The organism is Mesorhizobium sp. NZP2298 (assembly GCF_013170825.1).
Taxonomy (GTDB): Bacteria; Pseudomonadota; Alphaproteobacteria; order Rhizobiales; family Rhizobiaceae; genus Mesorhizobium.
On the sequence record NZ_CP033365.1, the window covers coordinates 1,132,117 to 1,146,084 of the forward strand.

The 13,968-nt window shown below is 64.0% G+C and carries 18 protein-coding genes; 7 read left to right on the plus strand and 11 right to left on the minus strand.

Annotation, left to right across the window (positions count from 1 at the left end; translation table 11 throughout):
- Positions 1-30 precede the first annotated feature (30 nt).
- Positions 31-711, plus strand: a complete 681-nt coding sequence (locus EB231_RS05445) for an outer-membrane lipoprotein carrier protein LolA (RefSeq protein ID WP_172347927.1) — start codon at positions 31-33, stop codon at positions 709-711.
- 306 nt (positions 712-1,017) lie between these two features.
- On the plus strand, positions 1,018-1,824 hold the full coding sequence (locus EB231_RS05450) for an exodeoxyribonuclease III (protein WP_056574724.1): 807 nt from the start codon (positions 1,018-1,020) through the stop codon (positions 1,822-1,824).
- Here the strand turns inward: EB231_RS05450 and EB231_RS05455 are convergent.
- From EB231_RS05455 to EB231_RS05465, 3 genes are all read right to left on the minus strand, one after another.
- A complete protein-coding gene (locus EB231_RS05455; protein WP_172347928.1) occupies positions 1,799-2,314 on the minus strand; it encodes a GNAT family N-acetyltransferase in 516 nt (171 codons plus the stop codon). The genes EB231_RS05450 and EB231_RS05455 overlap by 26 nt on opposite strands.
- Positions 2,315-2,327: 13 nt before the next feature.
- Entirely contained in the window at positions 2,328-2,783 is a 456-nt protein-coding gene (locus EB231_RS05460; protein ID WP_172347929.1) for a Crp/Fnr family transcriptional regulator, read from the minus strand.
- A 183-nt stretch (positions 2,784-2,966) separates the two neighbouring features.
- Complete coding sequence (locus EB231_RS05465; RefSeq protein WP_010912284.1) at positions 2,967-3,650, minus strand: response regulator transcription factor; 684 nt, start codon at positions 3,648-3,650, stop codon at positions 2,967-2,969.
- 144 nt (positions 3,651-3,794) lie between these two features.
- Between EB231_RS05465 and EB231_RS05470 the strand changes: the two genes are divergently transcribed.
- A complete protein-coding gene (locus tag EB231_RS05470) occupies positions 3,795-4,331 on the plus strand; it encodes a L,D-transpeptidase family protein (protein ID WP_172352817.1) in 537 nt (178 codons plus the stop codon).
- A gap of 76 nt (positions 4,332-4,407) precedes the next feature.
- Here EB231_RS05470 and EB231_RS05475 read toward each other — a convergent pair whose 3' ends face one another.
- Positions 4,408-4,662, minus strand: coding sequence for a hypothetical protein (locus EB231_RS05475; RefSeq protein ID WP_172347930.1), 255 nt, complete (start codon positions 4,660-4,662; stop codon positions 4,408-4,410).
- A gap of 164 nt (positions 4,663-4,826) precedes the next feature.
- Between EB231_RS05475 and gcvA the strand changes: the two genes are divergently transcribed.
- Positions 4,827-5,759, plus strand: a complete 933-nt coding sequence (gene gcvA, locus EB231_RS05480; RefSeq protein WP_140776043.1) for a transcriptional regulator GcvA — start codon at positions 4,827-4,829, stop codon at positions 5,757-5,759.
- A gap of 21 nt (positions 5,760-5,780) precedes the next feature.
- Here gcvA and EB231_RS05485 read toward each other — a convergent pair whose 3' ends face one another.
- From EB231_RS05485 to tsaD, 7 genes are all read right to left on the minus strand, one after another.
- Entirely contained in the window at positions 5,781-6,524 is a 744-nt protein-coding gene (locus tag EB231_RS05485; RefSeq protein ID WP_172347931.1) for a glycosyltransferase family 25 protein, read from the minus strand.
- 13 nt (positions 6,525-6,537) lie between these two features.
- The gene (locus EB231_RS05490; RefSeq protein ID WP_172347932.1) at positions 6,538-6,954 is read right to left on the minus strand and encodes a DUF1761 domain-containing protein; all 417 of its coding nucleotides are present in this window, start codon (positions 6,952-6,954) and stop codon (positions 6,538-6,540) included.
- Positions 6,955-7,005: 51 nt separating this feature from the next.
- On the minus strand, positions 7,006-7,662 hold the full coding sequence (locus EB231_RS05495; protein WP_172347933.1) for a class I SAM-dependent methyltransferase: 657 nt from the start codon (positions 7,660-7,662) through the stop codon (positions 7,006-7,008).
- Positions 7,659-8,084, minus strand: a complete 426-nt coding sequence (locus tag EB231_RS05500) for an EVE domain-containing protein (RefSeq protein WP_172347934.1) — start codon at positions 8,082-8,084, stop codon at positions 7,659-7,661. Before EB231_RS05500 ends, EB231_RS05495 begins: the two co-directional genes overlap by 4 nt.
- A gap of 39 nt (positions 8,085-8,123) precedes the next feature.
- Positions 8,124-8,420: a YciI-like protein gene (locus EB231_RS05505; protein WP_172347935.1), complete on the minus strand. Its 297-nt coding sequence runs from the start codon at positions 8,418-8,420 to the stop codon at positions 8,124-8,126.
- 66 nt (positions 8,421-8,486) lie between these two features.
- Positions 8,487-9,503, minus strand: a complete 1,017-nt coding sequence (locus EB231_RS05510; RefSeq protein WP_172347936.1) for an NAD(P)H-dependent glycerol-3-phosphate dehydrogenase — start codon at positions 9,501-9,503, stop codon at positions 8,487-8,489.
- Positions 9,500-10,585, minus strand: a complete 1,086-nt coding sequence (tsaD, locus tag EB231_RS05515; protein WP_172352818.1) for a tRNA (adenosine(37)-N6)-threonylcarbamoyltransferase complex transferase subunit TsaD — start codon at positions 10,583-10,585, stop codon at positions 9,500-9,502. The genes EB231_RS05510 and tsaD overlap by 4 nt, the downstream gene beginning before the upstream one ends.
- Positions 10,586-10,742: 157 nt before the next feature.
- Between tsaD and hemC the strand changes: the two genes are divergently transcribed.
- From hemC to EB231_RS05530, 3 genes are all read left to right on the plus strand, one after another.
- Positions 10,743-11,669 carry a hydroxymethylbilane synthase gene (hemC, locus tag EB231_RS05520; protein WP_172347937.1) on the plus strand — a complete coding sequence of 309 codons (927 nt, stop codon included), beginning with the start codon at positions 10,743-10,745 and terminating at the stop codon, positions 11,667-11,669.
- A 2-nt stretch (positions 11,670-11,671) separates the two neighbouring features.
- On the plus strand, positions 11,672-12,388 hold the full coding sequence (locus tag EB231_RS05525) for a uroporphyrinogen-III synthase (RefSeq protein WP_172347938.1): 717 nt from the start codon (positions 11,672-11,674) through the stop codon (positions 12,386-12,388).
- A 109-nt stretch (positions 12,389-12,497) separates the two neighbouring features.
- Positions 12,498-13,961 (plus strand): COG4223 family protein, encoded by a 1,464-nt coding sequence (locus tag EB231_RS05530; RefSeq protein WP_172347939.1) that lies wholly within the window; start codon positions 12,498-12,500, stop codon positions 13,959-13,961.
- Positions 13,962-13,968: the final 7 nt, after the last annotated feature.

A 13,968-nucleotide genomic window follows, 5' to 3' on the forward strand; every position in this document is an offset into this window, starting at 1 on the left:
GATACAGGAATCATCAAGCGAGTGACCGACATGAAGAACGATCTTTCCGCACTCAGCGATTTTGCCCCGACCCGTCGTCAGTTGCTCGGCCTCGGCCTTGCCTTTGCGGGTGCAGCCGCCATCAATGTGGTGCCCGGGTTCCAGTTGCTGGCCTCGGCGCAGGCGGCCGTGCCCACGGCCGCACAGAAAATCGCCGACCATTTTTCCGCGGTCAAATCGATGAGCGGCGAATTCGTCCAGTTCGGCCCCAAGGGCGAGCAGACCGGCGGCAAGTTCTTCCTGGAACGGCCGGGCAAGATCCGCTTCAACTATGACGGAGCGTCGAATTTCCGGGTGATTTCCGACGGCAAGTCCGTGGTCATCCTCAACAAGAAGCTGAACACGTCGGATCTGTATCCGCTGTCCAAGACGCCGCTGAAGCTCCTGCTCGACGACCGCATCGACCTCTCCGGCGATCGCGTCAAGAGCGTCAAGGAAGAGGACGACCTCACCACCATCAAGCTCGCCGACAAGTCGGTGTTCGGCAATGCGATGATCACCATGATGTTCGATCCGAAAACCTATGATCTGCGGCAGTGGACGATCACCGACGCGCAAGGCAAGGACACCACGGTGATGATCTTCAACACCAAGGAGGGCGTCAGCTTCGCCGCCGACACCTTTGCCATCGACTATACGGCCAACCGCGAGCTGAACACCAAGACGCGCTGAGGTACACTAATATTCAGGTGAGGCCGGCCTGCGAATGGCGGCCTCCTGCGCTTCTCCGTTCTACTGCGTCGCAGTAGAACGGAATTCACGTATCAAACGTACGCTCCGCATCTCGGAATCCATCGTTCTCGACTCGGCCTGACCTGAATCTCAGCGCATCTTGGGCCGCGCCTGAGCAGGTTCCGAACATGGCCCGGCTTGTCTTTGCGGCGCCCGGCTGGCAGTTTCCGGACTGACTCCCTCAAAAGGCGTCTTCTCCGCCAGGATTCATCGGTCCTGGCTGGAAGTACGCTGTCCGGATTGCCAATGCCCTTTTCGATCGCCACCTGGAACATCAACTCCGTGCGCCTGCGCATGCCGATCGTCGAACGCCTGCTCGATGAGTACGCCCCCGATGTGCTGTGCCTGCAAGAGACCAAGGTTCCGGACGAATTGTTCCCGGAAAAGGCGTTCCGCAAGCTCGGCTACGGGCACATCGCCTTCCATGGCCAGAAGGGCTACCACGGCGTCGCCACCGTGGCGCGGCGGCCGATCGAGGTGGTCGAAAAGCGCCGTTTCTGCGAAATCGAGGACAGCCGGCATTTGTCGGTGACGGTGCGCGCCGGCGGCAAGACGATCCTGCTGCACAATTTCTACGTTCCGGCGGGCGGCGACGAACCGGATCCCGAAATCAACAAGAAATTCAAGCACAAGCTCGATTTCGTCGCCGAGATGAACGCCATCCGCGCCGAGCACAACGAGGTGTCCGCTTCGGTGCTGGTCGGCGACCTCAACATCGCGCCGCTCGAGCACGACGTCTGGTCGCACAAGCAATTGCTCAATGTGGTCAGCCACACGCCGGTCGAGACCGAAAACTTCGAGGCGATGCGGCTCGCCGGCAACTGGGTCGACCTGATGCGGCTCAACGTGCCATCAGACCAGAAGCTCTACACTTGGTGGAGTTATCGCGCGCAGGACTGGGAAGCGTCGAACCGGGGCCGGCGGCTCGACCATGTCTGGTCGTCGCCCAACCTGGTGCCCGATTTCGCCGGTTACGAAATCCTGAGGGCGGCACGCGGCTGGGACCGCCCCTCGGACCATGTGCCTGTCATTGCGCGGTTCGATCTGGACTAGGCCTTGTTCGACGCCGTTCCCACTCCGGCCGCAGTTGCGACATGACCAGTTCGTCACGATGCACGCCATTGAAGAATGCGCTGCCTCGCGCAATACCCTCCGCCGTGAAACCGGCAGCCTCATAGGCGCGCCGCGCGCGATGATTGTCGGGGAAAAGGCCAATGCAGAGCCGATAGGCACCCGTTTCGACAAAAACCTGTTCCACCGTTGCCGTCAGCAGCATTCTGCCCTGGCCTTGCCCAGGCGCGACGACGGCAATGCGTTTGACCAGCGCCACGCGTTCGGCAGAAGCCCAACCGCGCAGGATCACGAAGCCGATCTGTGCGGAACCGTCCATCCCAACAAAATAGGCGTGATTGCCGTCGACAAAGGCTTCGCGATGGCGCGCCTCATCCCAACGTCCGACAAAGGCGTCGTAGCCTTCGCGCCGTTCGGTCGCCATGATGAAGGGCAGGTCATTTTCGGTGGCGCGAACAAGCCGGAAGTCCATCCGCGGCTCTCACCTATCCTGAAAACCGCGACGCCAGTTCCTCGATACGGCGGATCATGGCCTGGAATTCCTCGGAGATGCGCTGGTGCAGTTTCATCGCGACTTCCGGATATTCCTCCAGGATGCGGCGGAACATCTTGCGGCTGAGGCGGATCACTTCCGAGTCGATTTCGGCCGACGCGCTGGTCAGCCGGTTGGTGTCGGCGATCAATGCCAGTTCGCTGAGCATCGTGCCGGGGCCGGCCTCGCCGATCGGGATGCGTTGGCCATTCTGCTCGCGATAGAGCACGATGCGGCCACTGACCACGATATAGGCCGAATCGGCCTCGTCATCCTCGCGGTAGAGCTTGTGGTCGGCCCGCACCACGGTGGTCTCGGCGCCGAAGGCGAGCAGGCGCAGTTGTTCCTGCGTGAAACCCTCGAAGAGCCTCACGGCGGACAGGATGCGGATGTCGTCATCCAACGCCATCTCTAGCTGCGTCCCCGAACGGTCAGTCCAATCCCTCCTTCACGAGTCGACCCCGTATACCCTCCAACAGGATCGCACCCGAAAGCGGTCCCGCCCAGACCGCTCTATCCCTTTAGTTTTCGCAATTCCGGACGGAAAACCGCCCACACTTTTCCTGGAATTGCTCATTGGATAATGAAATGTTTAAGGAACCAGCTTGTAGCCGCCGCTTTCTGTCACAAGAATTTCCGCATTGGAAGGATCGCGCTCGATCTTCTGGCGCAGACGATAGACATGGGTTTCCAGCGTGTGCGTGGTGACGCCGGAATTGTAGCCCCAGACCTCCTCGAGCAGCACGTCGCGCGTCACCACCTTCTGGTCGGCGCGATAGAGATATTTGATGATCGAGGCTTCCTTCTCCGTCAGCCGCACCTTGCCGCCACGCGGATCGATGAGCAGCTTCTGGCTGGGCTTGAAGGTGTAGGGGCCGACCGAGAAGGTGGCGTCCTCGCTCTGCTCATGCTGGCGCAACTGGGCGCGGATGCGCGCAAGCAGCACCGCGAAGCGGAAAGGCTTGGTCACATAGTCGTTGGCGCCGGCCTCGAGACCCAGAATCGTGTCCGAATCGGTGTCGTGGCCGGTCAGCATGATGATGGGCGCCTTGTAGCCGCCCTTGCGCAGGATCTTGACGGCCTCGCGGCCATCCATGTCGGGCAGGCCGACATCCATGATAAGCAGGTCGATGAGGCCGCCGCGTGCCGCCGTGACGCCTTTTGCCGCAGTCGCTTCCTGCAGCACGTCGAATTCCTCGTAGAGGGCGAGTTGCTCGACCAGCGTGCCGCGCAGGTCGTCATCGTCGTCGACGATCAGGATGGTGCGTGAAGTCATGGATCAATCCGTTGTTTTGAAAATGAAATTCAGTTGACCGCTGCGTATTTATGCGGAAGCTGGCCGACACAATAGCCGATCACAGTGATTTGTTCCGTGGCACGATCATACAAGAAAAAACGCGATCGCAATGCAGCCGGCGCAATTTTGGTAAAACGGCTGCGCGTACTGACCGTGCGGGCAAGGCCCGGCCACCCCAGCCAGGGCCTGCTGCAGGCCGGCAATGCGGTGTTTGCCTGTGCGCTGGGGCATGGCGGCATCTCGGCCGACAAGCGCGAGGGCGACGGCGCCACGCCGCTGGGCTCGATGCGGATCCTGTCGGGTTATTTCCGGGGAGATCAGTTCGCCGCCGGCCGCCGGACGCGTCTGGCGATGACGCCGATCGGGCCCGATCTCGGCTGGTGCGAAGTGCCTGACGACCGCAACTACAACCGTCCGGTCAGGCTTCCCTACCGCGCCAGCCACGAACGCATGCGGCGCGACGACGATCTCTATGACGCCTGCCTGGTGCTCGACTGGAACATCGCGCCACGCCGCAGGGGGCGCGGCAGCGCCATCTTCTTCCATCTGGCGCGTCCCGGATACACGCCGACGCTAGGCTGCGTCGCGGTGAGTGCACGCACGATGGCGCGGCTGCTGCCGCTGCTGTCGGCCCGGACGGTGGTGAGGGTGGTGAGGTAGGAAAGGCAGTAGGGCAGTAGGGCAGTAGGGCAGTAGGGCGTGTCTTCCGGTGCTGCCTTGCATTTCCCGTACTGCCTTACTCCCCTATTCCCTTCCTGCGGGGCTGCTGCCAGCCGATGTCGAGCAGGCCCAGCCGGCCGATCTCCCGATCCATGGCGCGGGCGATGTCCTTGCGTCCGGCGCCGATGTCGCGCAACTGGCGATCGGACAGGTCCTCGACGTTTTGGTGCGGAAGATTGATCGCGACCCTGGCCTGACGCAGCCAGTCGCGGATCGCCGACAGCCGTGCCGACCTGGCGCTATAGGCGGGGTGAAGAGCGATGTGAGACATGGTGTGATCCGTCCTTCCGGACTTCAAATCCGGTTTGATGGTGTTTCAGTGCCCGCATCATGCCGGATTGAAATCTTGGAAGGAAACGAGTAGTTTTTTCTCAATCATCAAGTTTTATTTGAGAATTGAGGTGTTATGGAACGCTTTCCCCGGGTCACGCGCTGATGGCAACCCTGCTGCCGGGAACGCGGGCGCTGAGGACGCTGGAGGCGGCGGCGCGTCACCTCAATTTCACCCGCGCCGCCGACGAGCTTGGGCTGACGCCGGCCGCGGTCAGCCACCAGATCAAGGAAATCGAGGATCAGCTCGGCATCGTGCTTTTCACGCGCACCAGCCGCACCATCCGTCTGACGGAGGCGGGCACGGTGCTGTTCGAGGCCGCGACCGACACGCTCGACCTGCTTGGCCGGGCCGTCATGCGGGCGCGCAAGATGGCACGCGGGACGGAGTTTCTGAAGGTCACGCTGGATGCCCAGTTCGCGGCGAAATGGCTGATGCGGCGCGTCGAGGATTTCCGTAAGCAAAGGCCGGGGATCGAGCTCAGGTTCGACATCGCCTACGGGCTGCGTGATTTCGACCTGGATGATGTCGATGTCGGCATCCGCTTCGGGGCTGGCAAGTATCCGGGGCTTTGCGCGCACCGCCTGTTCGACAACATCATCATTCCGGTGTGCAGCCCAGGCCTGCTGGCATCGGGGCCACCGTTGCGCGAACCGCGCGACCTCTTCCTCCACACGCTCGCCCATATCGAATGGGCGCGGCAGGGCGTGACATGGCCGAACTGGCGCATGTGGATGGCGGCGGCCGGTGTCGACGATTTCGACGACAGCCGCACCGTTGTCTTCGGCACCTCCACGGATGCGGTCCAGGCGGCGCTTGACGGCAACGCCGTCGCACTCGCCGATTTCGCCATGGTGGCGAACGACCTTTCCGAAGGCCGGCTGGTGCAGCCCTTCGCGCTCAGCATCAAGGTCGCGCCCGAATACGCCTACTTCCTGGTCTATCCCCAGGCGATGGTTGACGACCCTCGCATCGTCGCTTTCCGTGAATGGATCCTGGAGGAAGTGGCCAGGACGCGAACGATGGACAAGGCATAGATCATCACGGCCAAATTCAGCTCACGACCTGGCGTTGTGGCCGAAGATCATGCGGGTGTATTTCTTCCACTTCCATTTCAGGCTTTTGTACAAACGCGGGTACCTTTTCGCGGAAATGGATGTTTGAAACGCTCCGTTCTCGCTCCCCTGTTCGACGATCGGCCGTTCGAACCACAGCATTTCAATGCCAAGCTTCTCGTCCATCTGTTCGACCTGGTGGTCGATCGACGTGTATATCTTGTTCTGGGCGATCCAGGCGCAACGGGCCTCTGCGACCGGACGGGTTATGAGGTAGGAATCGGTGCATCTGGCATGCAGTGCCGGGTAGAGCCTTCGACCCTTCCGTAGTTCCCAGCTCGGCGTGTAGTAGTTGCTGCCATTGCCGAGATAGATGACGGCCTTGCGCATGGGGCTGCCGAGCTCGGCCAGTCCCTGGCGGAACTTGGCGACGAAGTCGCGGGCGAGGAACACGTCGTCCTCGAACACCAGGCAATAAGGCTGGTCGGTCTCGAGGAAATCGCGCCAGATGCCGACATGCTTCAGTGCCAGCGAGACGGCCGGTGGGTGGGTAAAGGTGGGCGCGATCAATTCGTCGCGGATCTCCGGCGTGATGTCGGCCTGATCCCAGTCGGTATAGAAATAGACCGGCACGCCGCGCCGCTCGAATTCGCGGACAATGTGGCGGCGCCGGTCGTCATAGCCCTGTTTGACGTGGCAGACCCGGGTGAACACCAGGTCGCGCGGGAAACCGGACTCGTCTGCCATCGTCAACCCACTCTCAGCTTGCCGCGGCGCCGAACCAGCCGGTCACCGCGCCGATGATCAACAGCACACCCAGCCAGTGGCCGCCATCGATGAGGGTCAGGTCCCAGCCGAAATTCTCGTAGCGATGGTTGACCGACAGCGTTGTCGCGACGAAACCCAGCCAGAGCACGAAGCCGAAGACAAGCCCGGCAAGCAGTGTCGGCTCACCGCCGGTCATCGCGCCGACGACCAGGGCCATGATGTAGGCCATGACCAGTTCGGCGATGAAGCTGATGACGAAAGGCAGCGGCGATTTCTTCATTGTCGCCGGATCGAGCCTGGCCGCCTTCAGCCAAGGCTTGCTCAGGGCCATGTACCAGACGGCGCCGAACAGCCAGGCCAAGACGGCGGCGGCGATCACCGCCAGCCAGTTCACTGCCGAAAAATCCATGAGCTTCCCCCTCGATGCTGGTTTTATGGAAACGCCTGTTCGGCGGTGGCGTCAAGCAAAGCGCCAGACGGTGGTGCGCTTGACCAGCGAATCCTCCAGTGCCCGCGTGACGGCGACCTCATAGACCGCAAGCGGTTCCAGCCCTGACCTTGGCAGATACGACCGGCCGGGATCGCCGACGAGGATCTCGCCACCACGCGCCTTGAGCGTTGCGAACCACGGCATCAGGCGGTCGGCGAAGGATTTGTCGTAGAAAACGTCACCGGCGAGGATCACGTCCCAGCCCGCGTCGGTGCCGATGCAGTCCGTGCCGAGGAAATCGATGCCGACGCCATTGGCCTCGCCGTTGAGGCGTATGGCGGTGGCGCAGAACGGATCGATGTCGGCGGCGGTCACTTCGGCAGCACCCACCCTGGCGGCGGCGATCCCTACAAGGCCGGAACCCGAGGCGAAGTCGAGCACGCGCTTGCCCCGAACCGTGTCGGGATTGTCCAGGATATAGCGGGCGAGGCCCTGGCCGCCGGCCCAGGCAAAGGCCCAGAAAGGCGGCGGCAGGCCGATCTCGACCAGTTCGTCCTCGGTCCGCTGCCAAAGATCGTGCGCTTCATCGGCAAGATGAAGCAGAATCTCGGGCACATGCGGCGGCGCCATCAGCGCCGTGTTGTCGAGGATGAACTGCCTGGCGCTGTGCGGGGTGAGTGCCGTCACGGAGCAGGCGTCAGGCCGCCCATGCGGCAGACTTCCTTCCATTCGGCCGGGGTGACCGGCTGCACGGAAAGCCGTCCGAGCCGCACCAGCGCCATCTCGGCAAGCTTCGGGTTGGCCTTGATCTCCGCCAGCGTCGGCGGGTTGGGCACATCCTTGAAAGCGCGGACATCGACGCACTCCCAGCGCGGATCATCCGACGTGGTATCGGGATGGGCGAGCGCGCAGACCTCGGCGATGCCGACCACGTTCAGCCCCTCGTTGGAATGGTAGAAGAAGCCGAGATCGCCGACCTGCATGGCCTTCATGTTGTTGCGGGCGGCGTAATTGCGTACGCCATCCCACTGCGTGCCGGCCTTGCCCTTGGCCTTCAGCATCTCGAAGGAGAACTTGAACGGCTCCGATTTGAACAGCCAGTAGTTCATTTCTTCTCCTCCTTGCGGCCCTGCTGCGAGCGACCGAGATTAACTAGCCGCCGGCTTGTTGAACGTCCAGTTCCACGGGTGGATTTCGACGCTTTCGAACAGTCCGGCCTTGGCATAGGGGTCGGCGGCCGACAGGGCTTGCGCTCCTGCCAGATCCGGCGCCTCGACGACCACGAGGCTGCCATTGGGCTTGCCGTCGGCATCGAGGAACGGACCGGCAAATGCCAGCTTCTTGTCGCCATTCAGCCCTTCGAGAAAGGCGACATGCTCGGGCCGCGTGTCGAGGCGCACCTGCAGGCTCCCCGGCTTGTCCTTGCAAATCAAAGCAAACAGCATGGTTTTTCTCCTGGTCTTGAGATCGAGTTTTGGGGGATCGAGATTGAGGGATCAAAGTCGTGGGGATCAATCGTTGGTTTCGGTCTTCAGCGGCCGGGTCATCAAGGCCGTTACAGCCTGGCGGATGGTGATGGTGCCGTCCAGTATGGCAGCGACGGCGGAGATGATCGGGGCGTCGATACCGCGTTCGGCGGCGATGCGAGCGGCGATCGCCGCCGTCGGCACACCTTCGGCCAGCGGCAGTCCGGAAAGCGCCTTGCCTTGCCCGAGCGCCAGCCCGTAGGCGAAATTGCGCGATTGCGCCGACGAGCAGGTCAGCAGCAGGTCGCCAAGGCCGGAAAGCCCCATCAGGGTCTCTGGCCGGGCGCCGAAGGCGGCGCCGATGCGGCGCAGTTCGACGAAGCCGCGCGTCACCATCGCGGCCTGGGCGCTGGCGCCGAGCCCGGCGCCAGTGACCGCACCCGCGGCGATGGCAAAGACATTCTTCAGGGCGCCACCGATCTCGACGCCGATCAGGTCGTCGCTCGAATAGCAGCGCAGATTCTCCGCGGAAAAGCGGGCGGCAAGGTCGGCCGCCAGGGCCTCGTCGCCGGCGGCCACCACCACCGCTGTCGGCAGGCCTCGGGCGACATCGGTGGCGAAGCTCGGACCTGACAAGGCGGCGACAGGATTTCGCGGCAGGATCTCGGTGACAATCGCCGACAACAGGTCGCCGGTGTCGCGCTCGATGCCCTTGGCGCAGAGAACGATCGGGATACCATCCGGAATATGGTCCTTCGCGGCCGTCAGAGCAGCCCGCAAGGACTGCGCCGGGGTCACCGCCAACACGCAATCGGCACCGGCGAGCGCTGTTCCGATGTCCGATGTCGCCTCGATGCCGGGCGCAATCGCGATGCCGGGCAGGTAGCGCGGGTTCTGGCCCTGGCCGATCGCGGCCACGGTTTCCGGATCGCGCGCGAAGAGCCGCACCGCATGTCCGGCGCGCAGCATGGCCAGCGCCAGTGCCGTGCCCCAGGCGCCGCCGCCGAGCACGGCGACACGCCAGCCGCTTTTGCCTGGATTGTTCTTGGCTTCACCCGTCATGCCTTGGCTCCGCGCCGGCCGGAGCCGACCATCGGCGCCGAGATGCTGTCCAGCGGCCAGCGCGAGCGCGGCACGAAATCGAAGCCGTTCTCCTGCGCCATGCCTTCGCGCAGGCGTTCGATGCCGGCCCAGGCGATCATCGCCGCATTGTCGGTGCAAAGCTTCAGCGGCGGCGCGACGAAGGTGAAACCGGCCTGGGCGCAGAGCCGCTCCAGCGTCGCCTTGATGGTGCGGTTGGCGGCGACGCCGCCGGCGACGACCAGCGCCGGGTTCCTGGTGCCGGGAAATGTTTCGCTGAACCGTGCCAACGCGCGAGACACGCGGTCGGCAAGCGCATCGGCGACCGCCGCCTGGAACGAGGCGCAGATGTCGGCGACGTCCTGATCGCTCAGCGGCTCGATCGCCGTCGCGGCCTGGCGTACGGCGGTCTTCAGGCCGGAGAAGGAGAAATCGGGCTGCGCCGATCCTTTCATCGGCCTGGGAAAGGCAAAGCGCGTGGCGTCGCCGCTCTGTGCCGCCTTCTCGACATTCGGGCCGCCGGGATAGGGCAATCCGAGCATCTTGGCGGTCTTGTCGAAGGCTTCGCCGAGCGCGTCATCAATGGTGGTGGCCCAGCGCTGATAGTCGCCGACACCGCGCACGGCCAGGATCTGCGTGTGGCCGCCGGAGACGAGCAGCAGCAAATAGGGAAACTCAAGCCCGTCGGTCAGCCGCGCCGTCAAGGCATGACCTTCCAGGTGGTTGATGGCAATCAGCGGCTTGCCCGTCGCCGCGGCGATCGCCTTGGCCGTCATCAGCCCGACGATCAGGCCACCGACGAGGCCGGGGCCGGCGGTGGCGGCGATGGCATCGATGTCGCCAAGGGCCGTGCCCGAATCGGCAAGGGCCGCCTCGACGATACCGTCCAGCGCCTCGACATGGGCGCGCGCGGCAATCTCGGGCACGACGCCGCCGAAGGCGGCATGCTCCTCGATCTGGGAAAGCACGACATTGGACAGGATTTTCGGCACGGCGTCGCCTTCGAGCGCCACGACACTGGCGGCTGTCTCGTCGCAACTCGTCTCAATGCCCAGAACACGGATCAATTCGTCGCTATCCCAAGAGATTGTTTATCGGGCCTTTCCCCGTTAGGAGAAAGCCCGAAAAGGCCTCGGTTATTCCAGCCGCATTTCCGCGACGCCAGGTGACTCCACTTGGCTGCAAAATGCTCTGGCCGGGGGTTATCACGGACCGCGCGCCATGCAAACAGCCTTGAAAATCGGAACACGCGGCAGCCCGCTGGCGCTCGCCCAGGCGCATGAAACGCAGGCGCGTCTGATGGCCGCGCATAAAATGCCGGCGGATGCCTTCGAGGTCGTCGTCATTTCGACGAGCGGCGACCGCATCCAGGACCGTCCGCTGTCGGAGGCTGGCGGCAAGGGCCTGTTCACCAAGGAGATCGAGGAAGCGCTGCTCACCGGTGCGATCGACATAGCCGTCCATTCGTCGAAGGACATGCCGACGCAATTGCCCGACGGCCTGGAACTCTCCGCCTTCCTGCCGCGCGAGGACGCACGCGACGCCTTTGTCGGCAAGGCGGTGAGGACGATCGCCGAACTGCCGCGCGGGGCCAAAGTGGGCTCTTCATCGCTCAGGCGGCAGGCGCTGATCCGCCGCATGCGGCCGGATCTCGACGTGGTGATGTTTCGCGGCAATGTGCAGACGCGGCTGCGCAAGCTGGACGAAGGCGTCGCGGCCGGAACCATCCTCGCTTACGCGGGGCTGAAGCGGCTGGGGCTCGAACATGTCGCCACCGATTTGATGCCGCTCGAGATCTTCCCGCCGGCGCCCGGCCAAGGCGCGATCGGCATCGAGACCCGGATCGGCGATCGCGCTGCCGAGAGGATGCTGATGGCGATCCACGATGTGCCGACCGGACAGGCACTCACCTGCGAGCGCGCCTTCCTGGCGGCACTCGACGGTTCCTGCCGCACGCCGATCGCCGGCTATGCGGCGATCGAGGCCGGAAAACTCACCTTCGCCGGCCTGATCATCTCGCCCGACGGCACGCAGTCGCACACGGTCGAACTGCAAGGGGCAGCACAGGATGCCGCCCGCATCGGCGATGAGGCCGCGCGGACGGTGCGGGCCAAGGCCGGCGAAAAGTTCTTCGACGGCTGGGTCTGAACATGCTTCGCGTCCTGGTGACCAGACCGGAACCGGGCGCTTCGCGCACGGCCCGGCGGCTTCAGGACACAGGCTTTCAGCCGGTTCTCCTGCCCCTGACTGAAACGGTGACTTTGCCTGTCGATGCCGGGCTGATTCCAGATGACGCTGTCGCCGTTGCCGTCACCAGCGCCAATGGCTTGCGTCATGCCCCGAAGGAAGTGATCGCGGCGCTTGCTACCCTGCCCTGCCACGCCGTGGGGGGAAGGACCGCTGAAGCGGCTCGCAAGATGGGGTTCTCGCCGGTCGTTGAAGGCGCCGGCGATGCCGAGGCGCTGGCCGATAGCCTTGCGCAAGCGTTTCCCGGCATGGCAATCGTTTATCCCTGCGGACGCGTGCGGTTTCCGATGTTCGAGCAGAGGCTGGAAGCGGCTGGAGTCCTGGTCCACGCCCTGGAGACATATGACACGCTTCCGGTGCGGCATTCGGATGACACCATCCTTGCGCTTTTGTCCGGCCGACCGGTCGATGCGGTACTGCTCTATTCGGCCAAGGCAGCCGCCGCGATGCGGGATCTGACCAAACAGCCTGCCTTGCAAGGGGCCTTTGAAAAGACATGTTTTTTCGCTCTTTCCGCGCGTATTGCCACTGCCTTCGACGACAGTGGCGGCAAGGCAATCCGCATTGCCGAAGAGCCCGATGAGGAAGCCCTGCTGGCGCTTTTGCCACCGCCCCGCTGACCCGCGTCATCACACCGCCCCTTTTCACCGCTTGGTGATGTGCTAGACCCTTTGTGAACCATCACGCGCCCCCAGGCGTTGAGACGAAGCGAATTTTGCGGAGCCAGGCATGGTCAAGACGCCGAAGATGCGACACTCGAAAAGCCGCCGCGAGCCGGTGACCATCGATCTCGAACCCGGCGCCGTCTCCCGTATCGTCGACGAGGAAGCCGCGAAGTCGCCAGAAACAAGCGAAGAAGGCGAGGCCGCGGAAGGTTCTCAAGCAGAGATTCCCGAAGAGCCGGTGCATGCCGACCAGACCGACCTTGAGCCCTGGGAACATGCCGATGCCGCGGGGCAGGCTGGGACAGAGCCGCCCGCGGAGGCCAAAGCCGCTGGGCCGGAGCTGCCCTATCCCGGTTCGGATGCACCGTCCAACCGCGCCAAGGCCTCAGACTACAATTTCGAGGACGCGTCGGCGAAGCGCGCCGACGACAGCAAGGCAAGAACCGAGACACGGGGCGAAAAAATGGCGCCTACTCCTCCTCCAGCAAGGCGTGGCGGCGTAAACGGCATTGCCGCCGGCCTTATCGGCGGCGTCATCGCACTGGTCGGCGCCGGAGGCCTGCAGTTTGCAGGCCTGCTCGGCGCGCCCGGTTCCGGCGCCGGCGTCTCACTGGACGGCGTCAATGGCGAGATCGCCTCGCTGAAGAGCGAAATCGCCGGTCTGAAGGAAACCGGCGGCAACAATGACGCGGCGGCCAAGATGGTCGGGCTTTCCTCGGGTCTGGAGCAGGTAAAGGCCGATGTCGCGGCACTGAAATCGGCGGTCGAGCAGAGTGGCGCCGGAGACAGTGCCGGGCTTGCCGCGCTCGGCGACAAGGTCAAGCAGATCGAAACCGCGCTCGCCGCTCTCGGCAAGGCCGGCGGCGCCGCCCCGGTCGATCTGGGCCCGCTCAACGAAAAACTGGCCGGTCTCGACGCGCTGGTGAAATCGTCCGGCGAGGCGGCGAAGGCGCAGGATGGCCGGCTGACGGCGCTGGAACAGTCGGTGTCGCAGCTTTCCAGCAAGGTCGAGGCGGCGGCGGGACAGCCGAAGATCGCGCTCGCCATTGCCGCGTCGGCTTTGAAGTCGGCGCTCGAACGCGGCGCGCCGTTCTCGGCGGAACTGGATACGCTGGCCGCGATCTCTCCCAACGCGCCTGAGCTCGCGACCTTGCGGCCCTATGCCGAAAAGGGCGTTCCGACCCGCACCGAGATCGCCTCGCAGATGGATGCCGCCGCCAATGCCATGGTCGCCGCCGCCACGCCGGTCGACCAGAATGCCGGCTTCCTGCAGAACCTGATGTCGAGCGCCGAATCGCTGGTCAAGGTCCGGCCGATCGGTGCTGTCGAGGGTGTGGGTGCACCCGAAACCGTGGCGCGCATGGAAGTGGCGGTCACCCAGGGCGACTATGCCAAGGCGCTCAGCGAGTATAATTCGCTGCCTGAGGCCGCGAAGGCCGCGGGCGCCGACTTTGCCGGCAAACTGAAGGCGCGCATCGAGGTCGAAACCCAGGTCGACGCCCTGATCTCCAGCGCGATGAAGGCATGAGGGCAAC

Coding starts and splice junctions, on each gene's coding strand:
- EB231_RS05505 (WP_172347935.1), bottom strand. CDS start 8,420: ATGCTGTTTGCTTTGATTTGCAAGGACAAGCCGGGGAGCCTGCAGGTG.
- EB231_RS05445 (WP_172347927.1), top strand. CDS start 31: ATGAAGAACGATCTTTCCGCACTCAGCGATTTTGCCCCGACCCGTCGT.
- EB231_RS05530 (WP_172347939.1), top strand. CDS start 12,498: ATGGTCAAGACGCCGAAGATGCGACACTCGAAAAGCCGCCGCGAGCCG.
- EB231_RS05510 (WP_172347936.1), bottom strand. CDS start 9,503: ATGACGGGTGAAGCCAAGAACAATCCAGGCAAAAGCGGCTGGCGTGTC.
- hemC (WP_172347937.1), top strand. CDS start 10,743: ATGCAAACAGCCTTGAAAATCGGAACACGCGGCAGCCCGCTGGCGCTC.
- gcvA (WP_140776043.1), top strand. CDS start 4,827: ATGGCAACCCTGCTGCCGGGAACGCGGGCGCTGAGGACGCTGGAGGCG.
- EB231_RS05465 (WP_010912284.1), bottom strand. CDS start 3,650: ATGACTTCACGCACCATCCTGATCGTCGACGACGATGACGACCTGCGC.
- EB231_RS05460 (WP_172347929.1), bottom strand. CDS start 2,783: ATGGCGTTGGATGACGACATCCGCATCCTGTCCGCCGTGAGGCTCTTC.
- EB231_RS05490 (WP_172347932.1), bottom strand. CDS start 6,954: ATGGATTTTTCGGCAGTGAACTGGCTGGCGGTGATCGCCGCCGCCGTC.
- EB231_RS05525 (WP_172347938.1), top strand. CDS start 11,672: ATGCTTCGCGTCCTGGTGACCAGACCGGAACCGGGCGCTTCGCGCACG.
- EB231_RS05455 (WP_172347928.1), bottom strand. CDS start 2,314: ATGGACTTCCGGCTTGTTCGCGCCACCGAAAATGACCTGCCCTTCATC.
- EB231_RS05500 (WP_172347934.1), bottom strand. CDS start 8,084: ATGAACTACTGGCTGTTCAAATCGGAGCCGTTCAAGTTCTCCTTCGAG.
- EB231_RS05485 (WP_172347931.1), bottom strand. CDS start 6,524: ATGGCAGACGAGTCCGGTTTCCCGCGCGACCTGGTGTTCACCCGGGTC.
- EB231_RS05450 (WP_056574724.1), top strand. CDS start 1,018: ATGCCCTTTTCGATCGCCACCTGGAACATCAACTCCGTGCGCCTGCGC.
- EB231_RS05475 (WP_172347930.1), bottom strand. CDS start 4,662: ATGTCTCACATCGCTCTTCACCCCGCCTATAGCGCCAGGTCGGCACGG.